17 protein-coding genes are annotated in these 21,263 nt (G+C 65.4%); 10 read left to right on the forward strand and 7 right to left on the reverse strand.

The window, feature by feature from the left end:
• The first annotated feature begins 33 nt into the window (after positions 1-33).
• Genes KF715_17665 through KF715_17675 form a run of 3 tightly spaced genes read left to right on the forward strand, consistent with a single transcriptional unit; the run spans position 34 to position 1,855 of the window.
• Entirely contained in the window at positions 34-600 is a 567-nt protein-coding gene (locus tag KF715_17665) for a MarR family transcriptional regulator (protein MBX3738527.1), read from the forward strand.
• On the forward strand, positions 597-1,028 hold the full coding sequence (locus tag KF715_17670) for a hypothetical protein (GenBank protein MBX3738528.1): 432 nt from the start codon (positions 597-599) through the stop codon (positions 1,026-1,028). Before KF715_17665 ends, KF715_17670 begins: the two co-directional genes overlap by 4 nt.
• 14 nt (positions 1,029-1,042) lie before the next feature.
• The gene (locus KF715_17675; GenBank protein ID MBX3738529.1) at positions 1,043-1,855 is read left to right on the forward strand and encodes a hypothetical protein; all 813 of its coding nucleotides are present in this window, start codon (positions 1,043-1,045) and stop codon (positions 1,853-1,855) included.
• Between the two features lie 10 nt (positions 1,856-1,865).
• On the opposite strand, the gene KF715_17680 is transcribed toward KF715_17675, so the two are convergent.
• The gene (locus KF715_17680; protein ID MBX3738530.1) at positions 1,866-2,831 is read right to left on the reverse strand and encodes a LysR family transcriptional regulator; all 966 of its coding nucleotides are present in this window, start codon (positions 2,829-2,831) and stop codon (positions 1,866-1,868) included.
• Positions 2,832-3,219: 388 nt separating this feature from the next.
• On the opposite strand from KF715_17680, the gene KF715_17685 reads away from it, so the two are divergent.
• From KF715_17685 to KF715_17700, 4 genes are all read left to right on the forward strand, one after another.
• Positions 3,220-4,521 carry a TolC family protein gene (locus KF715_17685; protein MBX3738531.1) on the forward strand — a complete coding sequence of 434 codons (1,302 nt, stop codon included), beginning with the start codon at positions 3,220-3,222 and terminating at the stop codon, positions 4,519-4,521.
• Between the two features lie 10 nt (positions 4,522-4,531).
• Complete coding sequence (locus tag KF715_17690) at positions 4,532-5,605, forward strand: HlyD family secretion protein (GenBank protein ID MBX3738532.1); 1,074 nt, start codon at positions 4,532-4,534, stop codon at positions 5,603-5,605.
• Between the two features lie 5 nt (positions 5,606-5,610).
• The gene (locus tag KF715_17695) at positions 5,611-7,155 is read left to right on the forward strand and encodes a DHA2 family efflux MFS transporter permease subunit (GenBank protein ID MBX3738533.1); all 1,545 of its coding nucleotides are present in this window, start codon (positions 5,611-5,613) and stop codon (positions 7,153-7,155) included.
• Positions 7,156-7,356: 201 nt separating this feature from the next.
• A complete protein-coding gene (locus KF715_17700; protein ID MBX3738534.1) occupies positions 7,357-7,959 on the forward strand; it encodes an acyloxyacyl hydrolase in 603 nt (200 codons plus the stop codon).
• Positions 7,960-8,062: 103 nt separating this feature from the next.
• Here the strand turns inward: KF715_17700 and KF715_17705 are convergent, their stop codons facing one another.
• The 5 genes from KF715_17705 to KF715_17725 form a co-directional block, all read right to left on the reverse strand.
• Positions 8,063-9,511: an esterase family protein gene (locus KF715_17705; GenBank protein ID MBX3738535.1), complete on the reverse strand. Its 1,449-nt coding sequence runs from the start codon at positions 9,509-9,511 to the stop codon at positions 8,063-8,065.
• A gap of 69 nt (positions 9,512-9,580) precedes the next feature.
• A complete protein-coding gene (locus KF715_17710; GenBank protein MBX3738536.1) occupies positions 9,581-10,891 on the reverse strand; it encodes a sugar MFS transporter in 1,311 nt (436 codons plus the stop codon).
• Positions 10,892-10,943: 52 nt separating this feature from the next.
• Entirely contained in the window at positions 10,944-11,507 is a 564-nt protein-coding gene (locus KF715_17715; protein ID MBX3738537.1) for a hypothetical protein, read from the reverse strand.
• Positions 11,508-11,511: 4 nt separating this feature from the next.
• On the reverse strand, positions 11,512-13,386 hold the full coding sequence (locus tag KF715_17720; GenBank protein MBX3738538.1) for a sulfatase-like hydrolase/transferase: 1,875 nt from the start codon (positions 13,384-13,386) through the stop codon (positions 11,512-11,514).
• Between the two features lie 177 nt (positions 13,387-13,563).
• Positions 13,564-14,538 carry an alpha/beta fold hydrolase gene (locus KF715_17725; GenBank protein ID MBX3738539.1) on the reverse strand — a complete coding sequence of 325 codons (975 nt, stop codon included), beginning with the start codon at positions 14,536-14,538 and terminating at the stop codon, positions 13,564-13,566.
• A 178-nt stretch (positions 14,539-14,716) separates the two neighbouring features.
• On the opposite strand from KF715_17725, the gene KF715_17730 reads away from it, so the two are divergent.
• A complete protein-coding gene (locus KF715_17730) occupies positions 14,717-15,985 on the forward strand; it encodes a glycoside hydrolase family 5 protein (protein ID MBX3738540.1) in 1,269 nt (422 codons plus the stop codon).
• A gap of 77 nt (positions 15,986-16,062) precedes the next feature.
• Here KF715_17730 and KF715_17735 read toward each other — a convergent pair whose 3' ends face one another.
• Entirely contained in the window at positions 16,063-17,310 is a 1,248-nt protein-coding gene (locus tag KF715_17735) for a phospholipase A (protein ID MBX3738541.1), read from the reverse strand.
• Positions 17,311-17,456: 146 nt separating this feature from the next.
• Between KF715_17735 and KF715_17740 the strand changes: the two genes are divergently transcribed.
• The gene (locus tag KF715_17740) at positions 17,457-18,530 is read left to right on the forward strand and encodes an HlyD family efflux transporter periplasmic adaptor subunit (protein ID MBX3738542.1); all 1,074 of its coding nucleotides are present in this window, start codon (positions 17,457-17,459) and stop codon (positions 18,528-18,530) included.
• The gene (gene rbbA, locus KF715_17745; GenBank protein ID MBX3738543.1) at positions 18,527-21,262 is read left to right on the forward strand and encodes a ribosome-associated ATPase/putative transporter RbbA; all 2,736 of its coding nucleotides are present in this window, start codon (positions 18,527-18,529) and stop codon (positions 21,260-21,262) included. Before KF715_17740 ends, rbbA begins: the two co-directional genes overlap by 4 nt.
• Position 21,263 lies beyond the last annotated feature (1 nt).

Genomic DNA, 21,263 nt, shown 5'->3' on the forward strand with positions numbered 1-21,263 from the left:
CCCGTCAGCCCCCAGCAGGCTGCGCGCCCGATTGTGACCAGCCGTAACATCCCCGCTTCCCCCCGTCAGCCAGATTGGCAGACACTCCTGCCGATCTGCATCCGCAAAGCTGGAGTGGCGCAGGCATCCGATACGAGCGCGGGTGAACTGCTGGCCCGGTTTGCCGCTGCGGGCGGGGCGGTGAAGCATGGATTTCACCGCCATTTCGGTCCCTTAGGCTGGACGGACCACAAATTTATTGTGCTGGTCGTCCTGCTCGCGAACGAACCGAAAGCCTCCATCGCATCCGAGCTCGCCCATTATGCGGGGGTTACCCGCGCTTCGATGACGCAGGTGCTGAATCGGCTCGAAAGCGCCCGATGGATCAGTCGTCAACGAGACCGCCAGGACCGGCGTCTGATTCTGGTGGAATTGACCGCGAGCGGACGCCGGGCCATCTGCGCGGCCCTCGCGCAGTATCTGGAACTCGCCACGCGTATCGTCGGTGCACTTCCGCCGGGCGATTTGCCGGCTTTTAGCCGAACCATTCGGCATCTCCACGCGCTCGCAGACACGCTGGGCCACCATACCGCCGCTACACCCGCCAGACCTTCCCCATGAATACCACCGAATTCCTCCAAGACCTGCGCAGCGCCCAACGCCGTGCGGCGCAAGAACAACAGATTCTGTCGGGCCAGGATTTCATCCTGATGGCTGGTTTGGTTCAGTTGGTCAGTGCGCTCCATCCGTTGTTTCTCCTGATCAACCAGCGGGTGCTGGGCTCTGCCACGCGCCCCGGACTCGCTTCGGAGGCGCAGCTTGTTGCAGAGCTGTCCCTCGCCGGTTTGCTCGCCCTGTTGGGTTGGTGGGCACATTACGCTCCGTTCCGCGCGGCGGCTACCGCTGTGGCGGCCTTTGTCCTGGTGCATGGCGGTCTAGGTTTGCTCCAGCCGAGCAGTCTGCTTTCGGGCGCAATCGTCAAATCGCTCATGCTCGTCGGACTGCTGCACGCCGCCCGGACCGGATACCAACGCCACCGTGCACTCTAATATCCTCTCACCCCATGAAGCATCACGATCCATTCAGAACCACCCCGACCGATTCAACCGAGGATTTCGGTCCCCGTTTCCGCGGTGGCCCGTTTGCCTTGTTCATCGCCCTTTTCGGTGCTTTTTCGGCGGGCGGCATCGGCATGATTCTTTGGAATGAGGGATATCGCCTCGCGGCAGGCACGATTGCGCTTTTGCTGGGCGGCGTGGCGTTGTGGGCTTGCTGGATGGTGATTATGCGGCTTCGCGACAGAACTCCTCGCCGCAGTTCTCACGCTGTGCTGGCGGACGTATTGGGTTTCGAAATCCTTTGCACTTGTCGCGATGTCGCCGCCACGACTTTCTTGGTGCCCGACAATCTTCAGCCGGGAGCGCGCACCACTTTGCTGATCTTCGTCGAAAATTACGCGTCGCGCCGGCGGGTGGCCCATCTGGATATTGGCCCGCACCAAGCCCTCGGGCTGGGCGAACGTCAATATGTCAGCTTGGAACTGGCGGCGGGACAAGCTGCCGTCTTCAGCCTCCCCCTGACCTTCACGGCCAATGCCAGTCCCGGAGAACACGATCTTCCCATGACCCTGCAGGTGGAAAGGCCGAATGGAACGGGGTTGCGCCTGCGGGCTTCGCACCGGCATCTCCATGATATTTGGAAAATGCACTTCGCCGTGCCGTTTACACTCGTGCCGCAAACAGGAGCAGCGCCCGATGCTGTCCGATCAATGGGAGAGCCCCGCTTCATTGGCCTCGCATCGCTGAGCGGAGCAGCCCCGACTCGCGATCAGCTCGGAAAGCTGTTGCAGGAGAACCTCGCGCCGACCGTCGGTTAGAGGCTGTAGGCTATCTTTTCCCAGCCACCGCTTCGCTTGGAATCGCTTTCGCCCGATCCCTGCGCAGCCCTCTTGAATTCTTGGACGCATGCTCCTGGAGGACGCTGATAAAATTCTGCACCAGCTTGGATCGCGACCGGTTCCACCACACGGCAACAATACTGATCACCAGATCGTCGCCCTCATCCCTGATCGGCCGAAACACGAGGTGATCCGGCTTGTTCGAAGAGGCGAAGGGCAACAGCAATGAAACTCCGTGTCCGCCCGAAGCGAGCGCCACGAGCGGTTCAAATCCGTTGACCCGCTTGACCGGCCGGTGTCGAATACCTCGCGCTGCGAGGATGGATTCAGTCACTTCCACATGCTGTTGTTGGCTGCCAGGACCGCACACGCACAGGAGCGTCTCGTCAGCCAAGTCAGCCAAAGAAATATCAGTCAAGCCCGCCAGCCTGTGATCCTGCCCCAGGGCCACCACAATCCGGGATGACATGACTTGGGTCGAAGCCAAGTTTGGAGAGCGGTCCAAGCCCTGAGCGGTAGCGAATGCAATTTGAATTACGCGATCCTTCAAGGCCCTGGTTTGCTCGGAAATCGACGCCTCGTGCAGCATGACTTCGACCCGGGGGTAGCGAGCCCGATACGCCGCAAGGACGACTGGTAAGAAACTGGCGGTGACTGCGCCCAAGCTGCCGATGGTCAGGCTGCCGCTCTTACCGGACGAAGCGTCCAGCGCGGCCTTCCGGGCCATTTCCACTCGCTCCAGAATATCACGGGCCTCATCGAGAAACATCATGCCGGCGTCCGTCAGGGAAACCCCGCCTGTATTTCGATTCATCAGAAGAACGCCGAGATCGTTCTCCAGATCCTTGATCTGCTTACTCAAGGCCGGTTGCGACACCCGCAGCGAATCGGCCGCGCGCCGGAAGCTCAGGGCATCGGCAACCGCGACAAAATAGCGAAGGTGTCGCAACTCCATGCGCAAACTGATAGCTGGGAATTATCAGATTGAAAGCTAAAAACTCCCACTGAAACCATGACAATGCTGTATATTCCGCAGCCATGAATTCCACGTTCACGCGCCCCCCTTCTGTCCTCGCGCATGCCAAACTCCAGTCAAACTGTGTCGTGTGCGACGCTCAACGGGCTTCAGGGCAATGAACGCCAGACCACGGGCCTGTGGCATCATGCAGGACATCCCCGCGAATCAGCCCGGAATCCCTCAACATGATAACCGCAGTGGTGATTCTGATACTGCTGGTGATTGTTGTGTCCATGGATTCGGACGGAGGCCCCAGCGAGAACTCCTGACGCGCGCGATTGTTCTGTGGCCACGTCGAGTGCGCCTGGCCGCTTTCTTCGCGCCCTTGCTCACCCTCGCCGGCGTGGCATGGGCCGAGGATCCTCTCCCGCGTCCGCTCACGCACGACGCAGCCGTCGCCTATGCTCTCTCCCACAATCCGGAACTAAAGCGAGTGACGCAGCAGGTCGCTGAGCAGGAAGGGGTGCTGCTGGAGGCCTCCGCCCAACGTCAACCCTCTGCGACAGGTGCAGTCGCCTATGGTTACACCGAAAAGAGTCTGTTTGAGAAATTCCCGGGATTTTCGGATTTTCCATTGCCGGATCAGAATGAGTGGCAGGTCAGAATATCGCTGCGGCAGCGCGTTTATTCCGGCGGTGCCGTCGAGGGTCGTGTTCGCAGCGCCAAAGCACGATTGGAAGCGGCGCGTTCCAGCGTGAGCGCCGCCGTGAATCAAACCGTCTTCCTGGTCGAGAGGGAGTATTTCGGAGTTCTGCTGGCGCGTGAGCAGATCGAGGTCCGAAAGCAGGCGCTGCAAGTGCTGGAAGCGGAATTGGCGCAGGCCAAGGTGAGGCGTCAAGCGGGCACCGGTTCTGATTTCGACGTCCTGCGTGCGGAAGTCGCCGTGGCGAATGCGCGGCCGGCCTTGATTCGCGCTGAAAACAGCTATCGCGCGCAACAAGACGCCTTGCGTGCGGAACTCGGTGCGGAAGTGGCATCGACCGAAGGGGATCAAACCGACTTGGACGTGCAAGGAGTCCTGACGATCCCGCCCGTAACGGTGCGTCTGCCCCAAGCGATTGAAGCGGCCCGAGCGCGGAGACCGGAGCTGATGGCCGGTGCGTCGCTCATCGCGGCGGCGCACGAGGACCGGACGGTGGCGGCGGCGGGCCGCAAACCTCAAGTGAGCATCACGGGCGGTTATGAGGTGCGGAAAGCCTCCTATCCCGCGAGTTGGGGCGAAACTCTGAACGGCTTCACGATTGGCGCTCAGGTCGATTATCCGATCTTTGACGGTCACGCGACAGACGCTCGGGTGCGTCAGGCGGCGGCGCGCGAAGCACAAGCTGTCGCAGCGCGCGAGACGGTGGGGCTGCGCATCGATCTCGAAGTGCGGGATGCGCATCGCGCGCTGACCGAAGCCTCCCAATTGCTTGAATCCGCCGACAAAGTCGTCGTCGAGGCCACGGAGAGCCTCCGGCTCGCTCGGGCGCGATTGACGGCGGGCACGGCAACGCAGCTCGACGTGCTCTCGGCGCAAGCGGCACTGACCGAGGCCCGCTCCAATCTGGCCCAAGCGCAGCACGACTACGCCTTGGGTGCCGCTCGCCTGCGCCGGGCCGTCGGCACGGCTACTCCGATCGACTAACTTTTCTGCAATGGAATCCTCCCACAAGACCCACAAACCGGCCCGCAAGGGCCTCCGCCGAGTTTTGATGCTTGGCAGTCCTGTCGTCGCGATCTTTGCCGGTCTCGTGATTTACCTGCACGGCGGACGCGTCATCTCCAGCGACAATGCCTACGTCCACGCCGAGAAACTCACGCTCACGACCGAGGTGGCGGGCAGCGTCGTAGAGATCGCGGTGCGCGACAACGAAGTGGTAAAGGCCGGGCAGTTGCTGTGCCGGATCGATGATTCCGTTTACCGGAACGAAGTCGATGGCGCTCGAGCGCAACTCGAGGCCGCGCGCACCGAGATCGCGACCCTGCGAGCCAGTCACCGGCAGAAGCTGGCGCAGATCGCCGAGGCCAAGGAGCTGGTCGCCTACGCAGAGCGCGAGTTGACGCGCCAGCAGACGCTCGCTTCCGGCGATGTCGGCACCGAGGCGGAACTCGACAAGGCGCGCCACACCCTGGATGCCGCGCGCAATCGCGTGGAAGTGCTTGAGCAGGACGCCGCCACCGTATTGGCGTCTCTGGGCGGCAGCATCGATCAACCCGACGAAAAATATGCGCGGGTGGCGGCGGCCCAGGCGCGCCTTGCCACGGCGGAGCGCAACCTTGGCAAGACCGTGCTGCGCGCCCCTTTCGCGGGTATCACAACCAACGTCAGCAACATCGCCCTCGGGAAATTGCTCGCGGCCGGCCAACCCGCGTTTTCTCTTGTCGGCACGGAGCGAGCCTGGCTGGAGGCCAACCTCAAGGAGACTGAATTGACTTATGTGAAGGTTGGCGATCCGGTCAACGTCGAGCTCGACGCCTATCCCCGCCATTTTTGGCACGGGAAAGTCACCGCGATCGGCCCCGCCACGGGTGCAGAGTTCTCGCTGATCCCGGCCCAAAACGCCGCCGGCAATTGGGTCAAGGTCGTGCAGCGCGTGCCGGTGCGCATCGAACTCGACACCGTCGATGCCGAGCATCCGCTGCGCACCGGCATGAGCGCTGAGGTAGAGATCGACACGGGGCATGTCAGACACCTCCGCGATCTCCTTCCGAGCCACGTCGGAGGCTGAACGGAATGGCGGCCGTCGCGTCATCTTCCTCGGGCGCCCCGCATGCCCACCGGGGCACGATCACGGTCTGCGTGATGCTCGCCACCATCATGCAGGCGCTCGACACGACAATCGCCAACGTCGCGCTGCCCTACATGCAGAGCGCCCTCTCGGCTTCGCAGGATCAGATCAACCTGGTCCTCACCTCTTACATCGTCACGGCGGCGATCATGATGCCGGCGACGGGCTGGCTTTCCGAGCGGCTGGGCCGCAAAAACCTGTTTCTGATTTCGGTCTTCGGCTTTACCGTGACTTCTGGTCTGTGCGGCATGGCGCATTCCCTCGAAGAAATGGTGCTGTTCCGCCTGCTGCAGGGAATCTTTGGTGCGCCGCTCGTCCCGCTGTCCCAAGCGGTGCTGCTCGACGAATTTCCGCGTGAACAACACGGTTCCGCCATGGCCGTGTGGGGTATAGGCGTGATGGTCGGACCGATTCTGGGACCGACGCTTGGCGGCTGGCTGACGGATCATTACAACTGGCGCTGGGTGTTCTATATCAATTTACCCATCGGCATCCTCACGCTTTTGGGCCTCTCCGCCTACATGCACAGGACCCCGCCGCGGCACGGGCTCGCGTTCGATTGGAAAGGATTTCTGTTCCTGTCGGTCTGCATCGGGTCAATGCAGATGATGCTGGATCGCGGCGAGCAACTGGAGTGGTTCGACTCGCCTGAGATTGTCATCGAGGCCTCCCTTGCCGCGCTGGCCGGCTACTTGTTCATCGTGCATACGCTCACGACCGACCATCCCTTCCTCGATCTGCGGCTTTTCCGAGACCGGAACTTTGTCACCGGCATGATTTTTATATTCATCGTCGGCGTAATCCTTCTGGCGACGCTCGCGTTACTCACCCCATTCCTGCAACTGCTCTTGGCGTATCCCGTCCTGACCGCCGGCATGCTGCTTGCCCCGCGCGGAATCGGAACCATGGCCGCGATGTTCCTCGTCGGCCGGCTCATGCAACGCGTTGACCCTCGTGCGATGGTCGCCCTGGGGCTCGTGCTCACCTCCTACGCGCTGTGGAGCATGAGCCGATTCTCGCTCGATGTGACACCCACGATTATCGTCCACACGGGCATCATCCAAGGATTGGGCCTCGGCTTCATTTTCATTCCCATGAGCGTGATCACGTTTGCGACGCTCCCGCAAGAACTGCGCACCACGGGCACTGCACTCTTCAGCCTTTCGCGCAATCTTGGCTCCAGCATTGGGATTTCGGTGATGATTTATTTGCTGGGGCAAGGCACCACCCGGGCGCACGCAATTCTTGCAGAATACATCACCCCCTTTCGCGCGCCGATGCAGAATCTGCCGGCCCTGCTTTCTCCCGAGACACCCGCAGGCCGGGCCTTGCTGGACGGATTGGTCACGAAACAGGCCGCCCTCATCGCCTACTTGAGTGATTTCTACATCATGTTTCTCGTTACCCTTGCGGCTTTGCCGATGGTGTTCTTCATGCGGTATCGCAAACACAAGCCGACCGATAGTGAGTTGACGGCTGCGGTGGAATGAGACTCTTCCGTTACTGCTTTGAACCCCCCGCGCTGGCCCCAGTGGCCGTGCGCGCTGGGCTGATTCTCTTGGCATGCGCGGGCACGATGCTCGACCATTCTCCAGGTGATGGCATGCGACTCGGATCGGATATCTCCTCGAGTCTTACTCGTTACATTGGGCCCCGAGCCTAAGATCCTATGCTGAGCTAGTCTCCGGTCCTTGAACCCAAAGAATAAATTCTCGCGGCAGTGGAGCTGGGAGGATCTCCGGCCGGAATGGCATGGCATTATCCCGTTCCAATGGCTGTCGCGGATGCGACCGATCGCGTGTCTGGCGCTGGGGACGCTCGTTGCGACGTGCGGGGCCGGCGCGCCTACAGGAGGTGACGACGAAGTGGTTCTATCCTTCGGTGCCGCGCGGCTCCTGTCCGGCCAACCCTTGGCGGCTGGCGGCCTCGAGTATCGCTGCGCAAAGAATTGGCGCGGGGTCCATCCCTACCTCGCGGCGCACGGCGTGGAGGATGGTGCTTTCTATCTTGGCGGCGGACTGCTCTACCGGTGGGAGCTGCCGCGCCGGTGGCGACTGACACTCAGTTCCGGACCTGGCTACTATGATCGTCAGCATAGTCCACGCGATCTCGGGTCCACCCTGGAATTCTATTCGAATGTGGAATTAGCGAGGCGCCTGACGGGCGGATGCCAGATCGGCTTGAGCTTCGGGCATGTTTCCAATGGTGGTTTCGGCAACAAGAATCCGGGTTCAGAGACACTGCGGTTGGTCTTCGTGCAATCTATCGACCGGTGGCGACGGCGGTGGCGGTGACCGCCTTCGTGCCCGGAGAAAAGCAAGCGGCGGCGCCCCGGGTCGATGATCCAGTGACGCCGCCAAGGAGTTGGGTGGGTGGCCTCGCGCGCGGAGCGCGCGATCAGTGGATATTCACGCGCGTTTGCCTCCACAAATCCACCGGATCGGCGCCGAGGGTGAACTGCTGGGCTTGGTGAGAGTGGCCGAGTTTCACGTTGAAGCAGAGGCGGCCCTGGGCGTCGGCGCGCGGCCAGTTGGGCCAGACGTCGATACCCAACTCAGGCGGAGCCTTCACCCAGTGCAGGCTCCCGGGCGCGTAGACCGGCGGCGTGGTGACGGCGACGACGCCACTGCCCTGGAGCGTAAGGCCGTCGCGGGAGACGTCGGTGAGGTAGAGGAATTCCACGACGTCACGCTGCGTGGTGAAGTTCCAACCGAAAATATCGAAGCTCGATTCGATCGCCTGGTAGTCGAAGCTCGCGGGGGTGCCCACATTGGCGGCGAATGTCTGTTCCATGACCGGCAGCGCCTGCTTGAACCAATCGAGAAAATAGTAACCGGAGTGCGTCGCCAGCGCGTTCACCCGGTAGGTGTGGGGGATGCCGAGTGAGAGCATCTTGAGGTTGAACTCGTCATTGAGCGCTCCGACCGCCAATTCCATGGCGCGCGTGGTCGGGTTATCCCCCGGCATGTTGCTGCCGAGTCCGTGGCCGGTCGCATACCACACCGTCAAGGGCCGGAGGTTGTTCATCAGGGTGAATGGATTGCGCCCGTGCCAGAGGACCGCCTGCGACAGGAAGGGGCCCCAGATCTGAGCGGGGTCGATGTTCAACACGGCTGGCAAATTGGCAAACGCGAGGAGATCAGCGGGGACCGCGTCCAATGCTCCTACCAAGGACAGCGGAATATTGTTCACCGCGCCAGAGATCGAGAACACGCCGGCGAACAGATCGGGATGCCGTGAGGCGTAGGTCATGCAACCGAAGCCGCCCATCGACAGCCCGCTGATGGCCCGGCCGCCGCGATCCTGCCGGACCTTGAAGTTCGCCTCCACCCACGGGATGAGTTGCTGGATGTGATAGGTCTCCCAATTGCGCATCGTCCCGCCGGCGGTGGGCTCATACCAGTCGGAATAGAAATCGTTGTCCCCGTCCGGCATCACGAACACGATATTTGCGTTACGCGTATTGGTCTCGAGCGTATCGTTGAGATCGTTGACCGCATTCATGTTCGACCAGGTGGTCTCGCTGCCCGAGAACCCGTGCAGCAGATAGACGACCGGGTAATTCTGCCCCGCCTCATAGCCGACGGGCAGAAGCACGCGCACTTTGGTCAATCCATCGCCCACGGCGGCGTTGTTGAGCAGGTATTCGGTCGTGCGGGGGATGGTGAGGCCGGGCGCCGCCGCGTAAGTGACCGGAGTGGCGGAGACGGTCTCGAGGGCCGGCACGCTGGCTTGAACCGCGAGCGTGGCGAGGAGGCCGGCGGCGAGCGCCAGCCCGCGGCGGGCGACAGCAAGCGCGCCCGCGGAGCGGAGGGGTGCGGAGCACCCGGGGTTTTGGATTTTCATGGGATAAATGAGTTGTGCGCATCGACCGCATCCGCATGCGCAGCGGCGCCAGAGTAGGAGTGAAAAGGCTCAGGCGGCGCGGAGCGAATGCCGGCTGCCTTTCAGGCCATAAAATGCGATGTAGACGTAGCACAGCACGGGGATGAAGAAGGCGTGCTGGATGCCAATCCGGTCGGCGAAGTAGCCCTGCAACAGCGGCACGAGCGCGCCGCCGACGATCGCCATGCACAGGATGCCCGAGCCTTGGCCGGTGTGCCGGCCGAGTCCGTCGATCGCCAAGGTGAATATCGTCGGGAACATGATCGAGTTGAAGAGCCCCACCGCGAGGATAGCCCACATCGCCGCCGCGCCGCTGGACAGCATGGTGAAGACCACCAAGACGACCGCCGCGACGGCATTGAACGCTAGGCAACGGCCCGGAGGGAAGACACGCGTCAGGTAGGATCCTGCGAAGCGGCCGACCATCGCACCGCCCCAATAAAGGGCGACCATCTTTCCGGCACTGGCTTCGCTCAGACCAGCGATCTCCGGCTGGCCGAGGAAATTGACCAAGAATGAGCCGATGGAGACTTCGCCGCCCACGTAGAGGAAAATCGCGACCGCCCCAAGCACCAGATGACGGTGCGACCAGGCGCTCGGCGTCACATCGGCCGCCGAGCCGCGGCCGGCCGCGGCCTCGGCACCCTCGATACGCGGCAGCCTGATGATCGCGAAAACCGCGGCGATCAGCATGAGCACCACCGCCAGGCCGACGTAGGGAACCTGCACCGCGCTCGCCTCGGCCGAGCGGTAGGCGGCGAGTTCCGCCGACGACAGGGCGGCCAGCTCCGCCGGGCTCTTCACCGCGGCGCCGAGGATCAGCATCGAGCCGACCACGGGCGCGACCGTCGTGCCGAGGGAGTTGAAGGCCTGCGTGAGAATCAGGCGGCTCGAGGCGGTCTCCGGGGCGCCGAGAATTGCCACGTAGGGATTGGCGGCGACCTGCAGCAGCGTGATGCCGCACGCGAGGATGAACAGCGCGCCCAGGAACATCGGGTAGGATTGGTAGCCCGCCGCCGGGTAGAAGAGCAGGCAGCCGAGCCCGGCTGTGAGCAGGCCCGTGACCATGCCGCGCTGGTAGCCGACCCGTTCCACCAGCCAGCCCGACGGCAGCGAGGCGACTGCGTAGGCGGTGAAGAAGCTGAATTGGATCAGCATCACGCGCGTGTAGGTGAGCGTGAAGACCGACTTGAGGTGCGGGATGAGAATGTCGTTCAGGCAGGTGATGAATCCCCACATGAAGAACAGCAACGTAAGCACGGAGAGGGCGAACGTCTGGTGGGGAATCGGCGCACGGAGGGCAGTCCCGGAGGACGGCGCGGGGGCGGGGACGGTGGCCATGAGGGTAGCGGGGGCAGTTTTTTTTGGGGGCGTGAAATTTTTCGGCGGAAGTTCAGGCGCTCGCCACGGCCCAGTTTTGCCGTTGGTTGGGCGTGGACTCACTGTCGAACGGCGGCGTTTCCGTGCCCAAGCCGCGCGGCATCCGGGCAAGTTCGTGGCGAGCCCGAGCCAACCATGCGCGGCGGGGCGGGGTCAGCGCGCCGTCGCGCTGCCATTGTTGCTCGCAGGCTTCGAGGTAGCGTTGCACCCGGTCCCGCCGTTCCCATTCAGCAGCCGAAGCGAGCAACTGATCCATGGAAAACCCTCTTGCCTCGGGCTTCGTGCAGGCAAGCGGGGCCGGAGAGTTATCTCGAGCCGAAGAGACGGTGAACAACGCCGGCCGCCCGATCTTGCCCTCCGGCGGTGGCAGCAGCGGCCGCGGCGGCGGCCGGCCCGCCCGGCGCTTGGCCCAGTAGCCGGGAGGAGGACAGGGAATGTTGCGCCGGCGGCACATGCGGCCGAGCGCCACATCGGAAATGCCGAATTCGCGGGCAAGCTGGAGCAAGGGCACCGACCAGACTCGCGCATACAGCTCCTCGCGCGTCAGGAGGATTTTTCTGACTCCGGGGGAATTCATCCGTTCAACGGGCGAGCAACGGGCGGGCGGCTCGGGCGAGATAGTAGTCGAAGCCAGTGAAGTCGTCCGACGCGGCTAGCTGGCCCAGCTGCGGACGGAGGATTTTCGGGGTTGGCAAACCGGAGCGGTCCAGCGCGTTCAACGCGAACAAACGCAGCTCGCGTTGCTCGGTCTGGACGATGGCCTCCTCAATCACCTGCAAGGCGGTCGGATCGCTGCCGCGCCGCAGGATCGCCTCGGCGGCGGCGACGCGCACGGTGGCATCGGCGTCGTGCAGCAGCGGTGCGATGTCGGGAGCGGGAGTGTCGAGACGATCCAGCGCGGCGGTGGCGGCCCAGTAGCGGACGATCGGCAGCGGATCCTTGGCGGCTTCGGCGCGGCGCGCGAGCGCCTCGGCGCCGGTGTCGAGTTGCAGGGCGTCGACCAGGGAGATCAAGCGCGCGAGCGGGTAGCGCGAATCGTCGGCGGCCACCACGGCCGGGGACCCGGTTCCGGCCAGCGCGACCATCATCGGCTCGAGCATGAACCCGGTGTCGCGGATGGCGAGCTGATGCGCGCGGAGCGCGGCGCGGAAGCGCGCCAGACGTTCCGCCTGCGCGGGATCGGAGGCGAGGTTGTGGATGTTATCCGGATCGCGCTCCAGGTCGTAGAGTTCCTCCGCGGCCCTCGGCTCGAAGAAGCGGCGCTTCGCGGCGTCCAGATTTCCCGAGCGGTAGTGGGTTTCCCATTCCTGCATCGACGCCTGCTTCCAAAGATAATCGATGCGCTGACCCAGCGGGCGGTCGGGATAGTAGTTGCGGATGTAACGATAGCGGCCGTCGGAAACGGCGCGAATCATGTCGTAGCGCTCGTCCATGCGGTCTCGGAACATGAAGGCGAACTCAGGGGCGGGCGCGCGCGCGGGCCCGGCGAAGGCGCGGCCTTGGAATTGCGCGGGGGGCTCGACGCCGAGCAGGCTGAAGACCGTCGGGCCGAAATCGACAAAGTTGACCAGCTCCCCATTCCGCCCGCTCGTGGCGGCTGGCGCGAGGTGGGCGTATTTCCTCGGGAGGCGCACGATGAAGGGCACGCGAGTGCCGTTCTCATTGAGGAAGCGTTTGCTGCCGGCGACGACACCGCCGTTGTCCGCCGCGTAGAAGATGATCGTGTCCTCCAGCAGGCCGTCCGCCTCGAGCCGAGCGAGCACGGCGCCGGCGGCGGCATCGGCCTCTTCGACCAGATCGTAATACTGGGCCACGTCCGCCCGCACCACGGCGGTGTCGGGCAGATAGCCCGGCACAGGCACCTTGGCCGGGTCGGTTTTGAGCGGCCGGCGGGTCTGCAGATACTCCTCGTGGCTCTGCATGAAAGTGAAGATGGCGAAGAACGGCTGCCCCGGCTGGCGGCCGCGCCAATCGGCCTTGGCGCTCACTTCGTCGAGGGCGGCCGACCAGTCGCTCGAGGTGTTGTAGTCGGTCTTGACGTTGTTGGTGCAGTAGTAGCCCGCCTCGCGGAGATACTGCGTGAACATCTTCACGCCGTCCGGCAGCGGGCGCGTGCTGCGCATGTGCTGCGTGCCCATGCTCGAGGCGTAGCGACCGGTCGCGAGGGAGTTGCGCGAGGGCGCGCACACCGGCGCCGTGTAGCAGCGGTCGAACACGATACCGTCCTTCGCCAATCGGTCGGCCGTCGGCGTGCGCGCGAGCGGATCGCCGTAGGGCCCGACGAAGTTGGGCGAACTGTCCTCGATCAGCAGCCAGAGAATGTTGGGTCGCGGCGCTTTCTCCTGCGCGGAGACGATGGCGGTCACCAAGACGAACATGATGACGAGCAGGGCGAGGGAGGCGCGGGTGGAACTGGCAACGAACGGAAGACGGAAGCGGCGAAGGAGAGGAGTCATAACACGGGGGACGAAGTCAGGGTTGGCGCGCGGCGGAAATTCACCTTGCGGGCAACCCAAGGACAGATGCTCCCCAGCTCAATCGGATCCGGAGCGCAAGACAACCGCCGCCGCACTTTTACCGTAGTAGTGCCGGGCGGGGCGCCGCCCGGCGGTTGCTCCACAAGGAAGCAGACATCACTGCAGGTGCGTGCGCATCCAAGCGATGGCGTCGTCGATGTATTCCGGAGGCAGTTGATGCCCGCTCTCAAAGAACTTGAGCTGCTTGGCCGTGCCGGGGATCGTGGCGACCATCTCCTCGGCTTCCGCCTTGGTGTAATAGATGTCGGTCGTCCCCATCAGGTAAAGGATCGGCCGGTCGCCGAGCAGCGGGGCGAAATTGCCCGGGGCGACGGCATCCATCCCCGCCAGCGCCGGGCCGGCCGCGAGGCGGGCCTTCCGCGAAAACGGCGGCGCCACGCACGCGACGGCGGCCTTGAGGCGCGGCTCGACGGCCATGAGGTTGTTGAGCGTCACGCCGCCCATGCTGTAGCCGACGGCGCCGATGCGCTTCGCGTCGATCTCGGGGCGCGTCTCCAGATAGTCGAGGGCGCGGCGGTAGTCCACGGCGGCGCGCAGGATCATGTCGCGCAGGCGGACGGGCAGCATGCGAGGCGGCGCCATGAAGGTGTTCGGGTTGTCGAAGTCGCTCATCTGCGTGCGCTCGCCGGAAAACGGAGCGTCGAGCATCATGACCGCGAAGCCGGCCTCGACGAGCCGCGGCGCGAGGTTGCGCGAGAAGTTGTCCGTGCGCCACCATGCGTCCTTCGAGCCGCCCATGCCGTGCAGGAGCACCACGCAGGGCACCGGGCCGGCGGCCTGCTTCGGAAACACGAGCAGGCCCGGCACGCGGTCGCCGGACTGCGAGGTGAAGACGAACTTGTCGCGCGGGTTGCCTGCGACGGCGGATTTCTCGGCAATGCGCACGTTGAGGGGCAGCGCCTTGTCGTAGGCGTAGAACTGGGTCAGCACCTCCGTCGTCTCGGGCGAGAGAGGCGCCGGGGCGGCGGGGTCGCCGCAAACGCCGGATACCGGCAGCGCCAGCAGGAGAGCGAGGAGAGAAGCGCGACGGATAAGTGCGCGAGGAGGGGTGGAGCGGGCGAGGATTTTCATGGGGAGGATATCGGCGGATATTGGCAGCGGGAGGCGGCCGGCTTGCCAAGACGCGCGCCCTCGAACGCGTTCGAGGGGCGCCGGGTTGCGCCCGATGCGCATAACGGTAGCCGTCTGCTGTTGGCGCTCGCCCAGCTCAGCGACCCGCCCGAATCTCAACCGTTTTTGCCCTCACCCCATGCGCGCCTTCGTTCTTGGCTTCCTGTTCGCCGTTGTCGTCTCCACTGCTTGCGCCGATACCGGCGCGGCTTCCACCTTCGTCCAGGTCCGTAACCGCCAGTTCGTCGCCCCCGGCGGCGAAGTGCTGAAGTTGCGCGGCACCAGTCTCGGCACCTGGCTGCTGCCCGAGGGCTACATGCTCAAGTTCCGCGACAAGAAAACCTCCGGCCCCTGGCAGATCGAGGCGATGGTCGCCGAGCTGATCGGCGACCAGGCCGCCGCCCATTTCTGGCGCGCCTGGTGGGACAATTTCATCACGCGCGAAGACATCCAGTTTCTCAAGCGCGCCGGGTTCAACCATGTGCGCGTGCCCTTCAACTGGCGACTGTTCGTCACCGCGCGCCCGCCCTACCGCATGGAGGGCCCGGGCTGGGAACTGCTCGACCGCGCGGTCAACTGGTGCCGCGAGGCCGGGCTCTATGTGCTCCTGGACATGCACGGCGCGCCCGGCGGCCAGACCGGCACCCAAATCGACGACGGCCGCGGCTATCCCTTCCTGTTCATCGACGAGGAAAGCCAGCAGCTCACCGTGGACCTGTGGCGCGAGATCGCGCGCCGCTATCGCGACGAGACCATCGTGCTCGGCTACGAACCGCTCAACGAGCCCATCGGCCACATGTTCGACACGGAGCGGCTGAACCCGCGGCTCGCCCCGCTCTACCAGCGCATCATCGCGGCGATCCGCGAAGTGGACCCGCACCACATCATTTTCTTGGGCGGCGCCCAATGGAACACCAACTTCGAGATCCTGCCGCCCCCGACCGACCCCAACATCGCCTACACCTTCCACACGTATTGGACGCCCCAGACCGACGTGAGCGTGATCGAGCGCTATCTCCGCATCGCCTGGGAACACAAGGTCCCCCTCCACCTCGGCGAGTCCGGCGAGAACACGGACGAATGGGTTGCCGGCTTCCGTCGCACGCTCGAGGAAAACGGCATCGGCTGGTGCTTCTGGACCTACAAGCGCATGGCGGGCACGAAGCACCCGCACTCCAGCATCCTGTCGATCCCCGATCCCGCCGGCTGGGACAAGATCGTCGCCTACGCGATGGGACCGCGCCTCAACCCCGAGGAGATTCGCCAGCACCGCCCGCCGCTCGACGAAGCCGCCGCCTCGCTGCGCGGCCTGCTGGAGAACATCCGCTTCGAGAAGAACACGCTCAACCCTGGCTATCTCCGCGCTCTCGGCCTCGATCCCGCGGCGGCGACGAAAGCGGCACCGTGATTTTCTTCGCCGCACCGCGCGCGCCGACGCGCGCCGACGAATCTGCGGCGGTGGCCCGCGCGGCCCCGCCGCGTTCTTCAGCGCACGAAGGAAATGCCCGCGCGCACGGTCTCGAACTTGTCGCGATACGAGAGCAGGCTTTCGCCGTAGCCGTTGAAATACTGCACCAGCAGGTAGGTCTCCAGATCCAGCAGCGAAGTCTTGAACGGCACGGTGAGATCGACCTGATGCGTGAAACGCTCCCAACCGCGCCCGACGTGGCCCGTGTAGGTCAGGGCGGGCCCGTTCTGGTAGCGCCCGATCGCCACGCGCAATTGCCCATAGCCGCGGTAATCGGCGATGTCGGGGTTGTTTTCGCGCGAGCCCACGTAGAGGAAAATCTCCGGCGCGACGATCAGGTGCCAATTCTCCATCCGGCCGAGGACGAAGCCCGAACGCAGATAGACGGTGTTCAGACTGCGGGAGACGTCGCCCGCGCGCCCGTTCGACTCGTGCTTGAACGCCACCCGGTAACCGAGCCACCGCACGGGCTGCTCCTCATGCAGCGGCGCGAGCGACTCGACGAAAAGCTCCGGCATGTAGCTGGTGTCGTAGAAGGGGCTCGATTCGGCGTCGATGTCCCACAGCGACCGCTGCGTATAACCCGCCTGCAGGGTCATCGGCAGGCGCGTGTCGGTGCCCTCCGTCACGTTCAGCAGGCGGTATTTGAAACTGAACTGGAACTTCGCCGCGGGCGCATCCGGTCCGTAGACGAAGTAGATCGGCTCGTGCGCCGAGAGGCGGCCCTGGAAGGTGCGCTCGATCTCGTCTGCCGCCGCCTTCAAACCCGCGATGCGGCGGAACGGCTCCCGCTTCCGCTCCGGCTCCGGCGTGGTTGCACCCGGCGTCACCGGCCAGGCCGCGCGCGAGACGGGCTGCCCGGCCGCCAGCGTCTCGAGCACGATCAGGCCGCGGCAATCCTTCGGCACGAGCAGCTCGTAACGGAAGCGCCGGAAGCCGCCGGGCGCGATCTCCGTCGCGCCCGTCTCGACTCCGCGCAACGTCACTAGCCACGACCGCTCGCCGCCCGCCAAGCGGGCCTCGACCTCGGCGGGCGGAGCGAACTGCGCGGGCGTGTCGCCGGAATTCAGCGCCAGCAGTTCGACCGCCACCGTCGTCCCCGCCACGGATTCGCCGGCCGGTGCGCGCAGAGTGAGCGAGATGCCGTCGGCAGGCTTCTCTTCTGCCCGCAGCAGCGGCGGCGCGAGCAGCAGGGCGAGCGTCGCCAGGGCGGCGGAGCGCAGGAGCGCGGCGAAGCGTATCGGAGCGTGGCGGAAAGATTTCATGGGCGGGTGCGCAACGGGAAAGCAGAAGCGAACCGTTCGCAAGCGTCGCGCTGCGTCCGGTCCGACCGACGCCTGCGGGCCGCGCCAGGCCGTTTCCGTCGAGGCGCGGCGTTGACGAGCCGTCCACTCCCGGGGAAATTTCCGATATGACGACGCGGGTAAAACGCTGGGGCATTGCGATCATTCTCACGGGTGGGCTGGCTGCGGCCGGCTACTACTTCTGGCAGGAGCGTGCGCGGTCCGCTGCGACCGCCGGCTTGGTGAACGGCAATGGCCGGATCGAGGCCACGGAGATCGACGTGGCCACCAAGCTGCCCGCGCGCGTGAAGGAGATTTTTGTGCAGGAGGGCGACTTCGTCTCCGCCGGACAGCCGCTCGCCGAGATGGTCGTCGAGACACTGCTCGCGCAGCGCACCGAAGCCGAGGCGCACGCGCAGCAGGCGCACAACGCCGTCGCGACCGCGCAGGCGCAGGTGGCGGTGTGCGAGAGCAATCTCGCAGCGGCACGCGCCGCAATCGTCCAACGCGAGACCGAACTTGCCTCGGCGCAACGCCGCCTCCGCCGCACCGAGAGCCTGCAAACTTCCGGCGCCGAGCCGGAGCAGGCGCTCGACGATGCTCGCGCCGCGGTGCTCGTGACCGAGGCCGCCCGGGTCGCGGGCGTCGCGGCCGCCGCCGCTGCCGAGGCGGCGATCGACGCCGCCAAGGCGCAGGTCGTGGGCGCGCGATCGGCCGCCGCCGCCGCCGAGGCCACGATCGCCCGCATCGAGGCCGACATCCGCGACAGCCAGCTCACCTCGCCGCGCGACGGGCGCGTGCAGTTCCGCATCGCCCAACCCGGCGAAGTCCTGGGCGCCGGCGGCAAGGTGCTCAACCTCGTCGACCTCGGCGACGTTTACATGACTTTCTTCCTGCCCGAGACGGTCGCCGGACGCATCGCCATCGGTGCGGAGGCGCGCCTCGTGCTCGACGCCGCGCCCGAATACGTCATCCCCGCGCGCATTTCCTTCGTCGCGAGCACGGCGCAATTCACCCCGAAAACCGTCGAGACCGCGAGCGAGCGGCAGAAGCTGATGTTCCGCGTCAAGGCGCAGATCGACCGCGACCTCCTCCAGCGGCATGTCGCGCAGGTGAAAACCGGGCTGCCGGGCGTCGCGTGGGTGCGGCTCGATCCGGCCGCCGCCTGGCCGGCGCACCTCGCCGTCCGCCTTCCGCGATGAATGCCCGCGGCGCCACTCCCGCCGCTCCGGTGGCGCGGCTGTCCGGCGTCAGCCTGCGCTATGGCCGCACCATCGCGCTCGACGCGGTCGACCTCGATCTGCCAGCGGATGCGGTCGTGGGCCTGATCGGTCCGGACGGCGTGGGCAAGTCGAGCCTGCTTGCCGCTCTCGCCGGGGCGCGGCGCATCCGGGAAGGGGAGGTCAACGTCTTCGGCGGCGACATGCGCCGCGCGCGCCATCGCGATGCCGTCGGGCCGCGCATCGCCTACATGCCGCAGGGGCTCGGCCGGAATCTTTATCCGACGCTGTCCGTCGAGGAGAATCTCCAGTTTTTCGGCCGGCTCTTCGACCAGGACTCCGACACGCGGCGGCAGCGGATCGACGCGCTGACACAGGCGACCGGCTTGCACCCGTTTCTCGAGCGGCCGGCGGGCAACCTTTCCGGCGGCATGAAGCAGAAGCTGGGGCTGTGCTGCGCGCTCATCCACGATCCCGACTTGCTGGTGCTCGACGAACCGACGACCGGCGTCGATCCGCTGGCCCGCAGCCAGTTCTGGCAATTGCTCGCCCGCATCCGGGCCGGCCGGCCCGGCATGAGCGTCGTCGTGGCGACCGCCTACATGGAGGAGGCCGACGGATTCGACTGGATCGTGGCGATGAACGCCGGCCGCGTGCTCGCGACGGGCACGCCGGCGGAGATCCGCCGCCGCACCGGCAGCGACTCGCTGGAGACGGCGTTCATCCGGCTGTTGCCCGAGGAAATCCGTCGCGACCACCGCGTCGTCGCGAAACCGCCGCTCTCCGACCTGGGCCACGAGGAGACCGCCATCGAGGCGAGTGGATTGACGAAGCGCTTCGGCCAGTTCACCGCCGTCGAACACGTGAGTTTCCGCATCCGTCGCGGCGAGATTTTCGGCTTCCTGGGCTCGAACGGCTGCGGCAAGACCACGACCATGAAGATGCTCACCGGCCTGCTCCCGGCGAGCGACGGTCGCGCCTGGCTGTTCGGCGCCGAGGTGAATCCGCACGATTTGGCGACGCGCCGCCGCGTCGGCTACATGTCGCAGTCGTTCTCGCTCTATTCGGAGCTCACCCTCGAGCAGAATCTCGTGCTGCACGCCCAACTGTTCCAGGTGCCCGCCGCGCAGATTCCCGCGCGGGTCGAGGCGACGCTCGGACGCTTCGGGCTGACGGAGCGGCGCGGGGAACTGCCGGAGAGCCTGCCGCTCGGCCTGCGGCAGCGCCTGTCGCTGGCGGTGGCGATGGTCCACGAGCCCGAGCTGCTCATTCTCGACGAGCCCACTTCCGGCGTCGATCCGGTGGCGCGCGACGTGTTCTGGCAAATGCTGATCGACCTCGCGCGCGGGAGCGGCGTCACGGTTTTCATCTCCACGCACTACATGAGCGAGGCGGAGCGTTGCGACCGTGTGTCGTTCATGCACGCGGGCCGCGTGCTGGTGAGTGACGCGCCGGCGGAGATCGTGCGCCGGCGAGGCGTGCGCACGCTGGAGGAGGCGTTCATCGCCTACCTGCGCGAGGCCGCGCCGCCCGGCGAAACGGCCGCCCCGGCGGCGCCGGCACCGGGCCGGGCACACGCGCCGCGGACGCATTTCAGCCCGCGCCGCATGCTCGGCTACGTGATCCGCGAGACGCTCGAACTCCGGCGCGATCCCGTGCGCGCCACCCTCGCGATGGTGGGCAGCATCCTATTGATGCTCATCATCGCCTACGGCCTGAGCTTGGATGTCGAGAATCTCAGGTTCGCCGTGCTCGACCGCGACGACACGAGCCTGAGTCGGGACTACACGCTCAACCTCGCCGGTTCGCGCTACTTCGCCGAGCAGCGGCCGCTGGCGGACGAGGCCGATCTCGACCGCCGGATGCGCACAGGGGAGTTGTCCTTGGCCGTGGAAATTCCGCCGGGATTCGCCCGCCAGATCAAGCGCGGCGCGCCGGTGCAGGTGGGGGCGTGGATCGATGGCGCGATGCCCGCGCGGGCGGACACCGTGCGCGGCTACGTCGCCAGCCTGCATCAGCAGTGGCTCGCCGAGCAGCTGAAGAGTGCCGGCATCGATGTCGGGGCCGGCTACTCCACAGTCGAGACGCGCTTCCGCTACAACCCCGAGGTCACCAGCCTCCCGGCGATGGTGCCCGCCGTCATCCCGCTCCTGCTGCTGATGCTGCCGGCCATGCTCACGGCGCTCGCCGTCGTGCGCGAGAAGGAGCTGGGCTCGATCGTGAATTTCTACGTCACACCCGTCACGCGCGTAGAGTTCCTCTTCGGCAAGCAATTGCCCTACGTGGCGCTGGGGATGCTCAATTACCTGCTGATGGTGCTGCTCGCCATCACGCTGTTCGGCGTGCCCCTGAAGGGCAGTTTCGCCGCGCTGACGCTGGCCGCGCTGGTCTTCGTCGGCATCTCGACGGGGCTCGGGCTGTTCGCCTCGGTCTTCACGCGCAGCCAGATCGGCGCGATGTTCTTCACGCTCGCGGGCACGTTGCTGCCCGCGATCTCGTATGCGGGGCTGCTCGACCCTGTCTCTTCGCTGGAGGGGGCGGGGCGCATCATCGGGGAGCTGTTCCCCGCCACGCACCTGCTCACGATCAGCCGCGGGGTTTTCGCCAAGGGACTCGGTTTCGCCGAGTTGGGCGGCTCATTCTGGCCGTTGCTGCTGGCACTGCCGGCGATCTTCGGTCTGACGCTCGCGCTGCTGCCCAAACAGGAGGCCTGAA

It is taken from the genome of Candidatus Didemnitutus sp. (assembly GCA_019634575.1).
In the GTDB taxonomy this organism is placed as follows: domain Bacteria; phylum Verrucomicrobiota; class Verrucomicrobiia; order Opitutales; family Opitutaceae; genus Didemnitutus.

Coding starts and splice junctions, on each gene's coding strand:
- KF715_17670 (MBX3738528.1), top strand. CDS start 597: ATGAATACCACCGAATTCCTCCAAGACCTGCGCAGCGCCCAACGCCGT.
- KF715_17675 (MBX3738529.1), top strand. CDS start 1,043: ATGAAGCATCACGATCCATTCAGAACCACCCCGACCGATTCAACCGAG.
- KF715_17680 (MBX3738530.1), bottom strand. CDS start 2,831: ATGGAGTTGCGACACCTTCGCTATTTTGTCGCGGTTGCCGATGCCCTG.
- KF715_17690 (MBX3738532.1), top strand. CDS start 4,532: ATGGAATCCTCCCACAAGACCCACAAACCGGCCCGCAAGGGCCTCCGC.
- KF715_17695 (MBX3738533.1), top strand. CDS start 5,611: ATGGCGGCCGTCGCGTCATCTTCCTCGGGCGCCCCGCATGCCCACCGG.
- KF715_17705 (MBX3738535.1), bottom strand. CDS start 9,511: ATGAAAATCCAAAACCCCGGGTGCTCCGCACCCCTCCGCTCCGCGGGC.
- KF715_17710 (MBX3738536.1), bottom strand. CDS start 10,891: ATGGCCACCGTCCCCGCCCCCGCGCCGTCCTCCGGGACTGCCCTCCGT.
- KF715_17715 (MBX3738537.1), bottom strand. CDS start 11,507: ATGAATTCCCCCGGAGTCAGAAAAATCCTCCTGACGCGCGAGGAGCTG.
- KF715_17720 (MBX3738538.1), bottom strand. CDS start 13,386: ATGACTCCTCTCCTTCGCCGCTTCCGTCTTCCGTTCGTTGCCAGTTCC.
- KF715_17725 (MBX3738539.1), bottom strand. CDS start 14,538: ATGAAAATCCTCGCCCGCTCCACCCCTCCTCGCGCACTTATCCGTCGC.
- KF715_17730 (MBX3738540.1), top strand. CDS start 14,717: ATGCGCGCCTTCGTTCTTGGCTTCCTGTTCGCCGTTGTCGTCTCCACT.
- KF715_17735 (MBX3738541.1), bottom strand. CDS start 17,310: ATGAAATCTTTCCGCCACGCTCCGATACGCTTCGCCGCGCTCCTGCGC.
- KF715_17740 (MBX3738542.1), top strand. CDS start 17,457: ATGACGACGCGGGTAAAACGCTGGGGCATTGCGATCATTCTCACGGGT.
- rbbA (MBX3738543.1), top strand. CDS start 18,527: ATGAATGCCCGCGGCGCCACTCCCGCCGCTCCGGTGGCGCGGCTGTCC.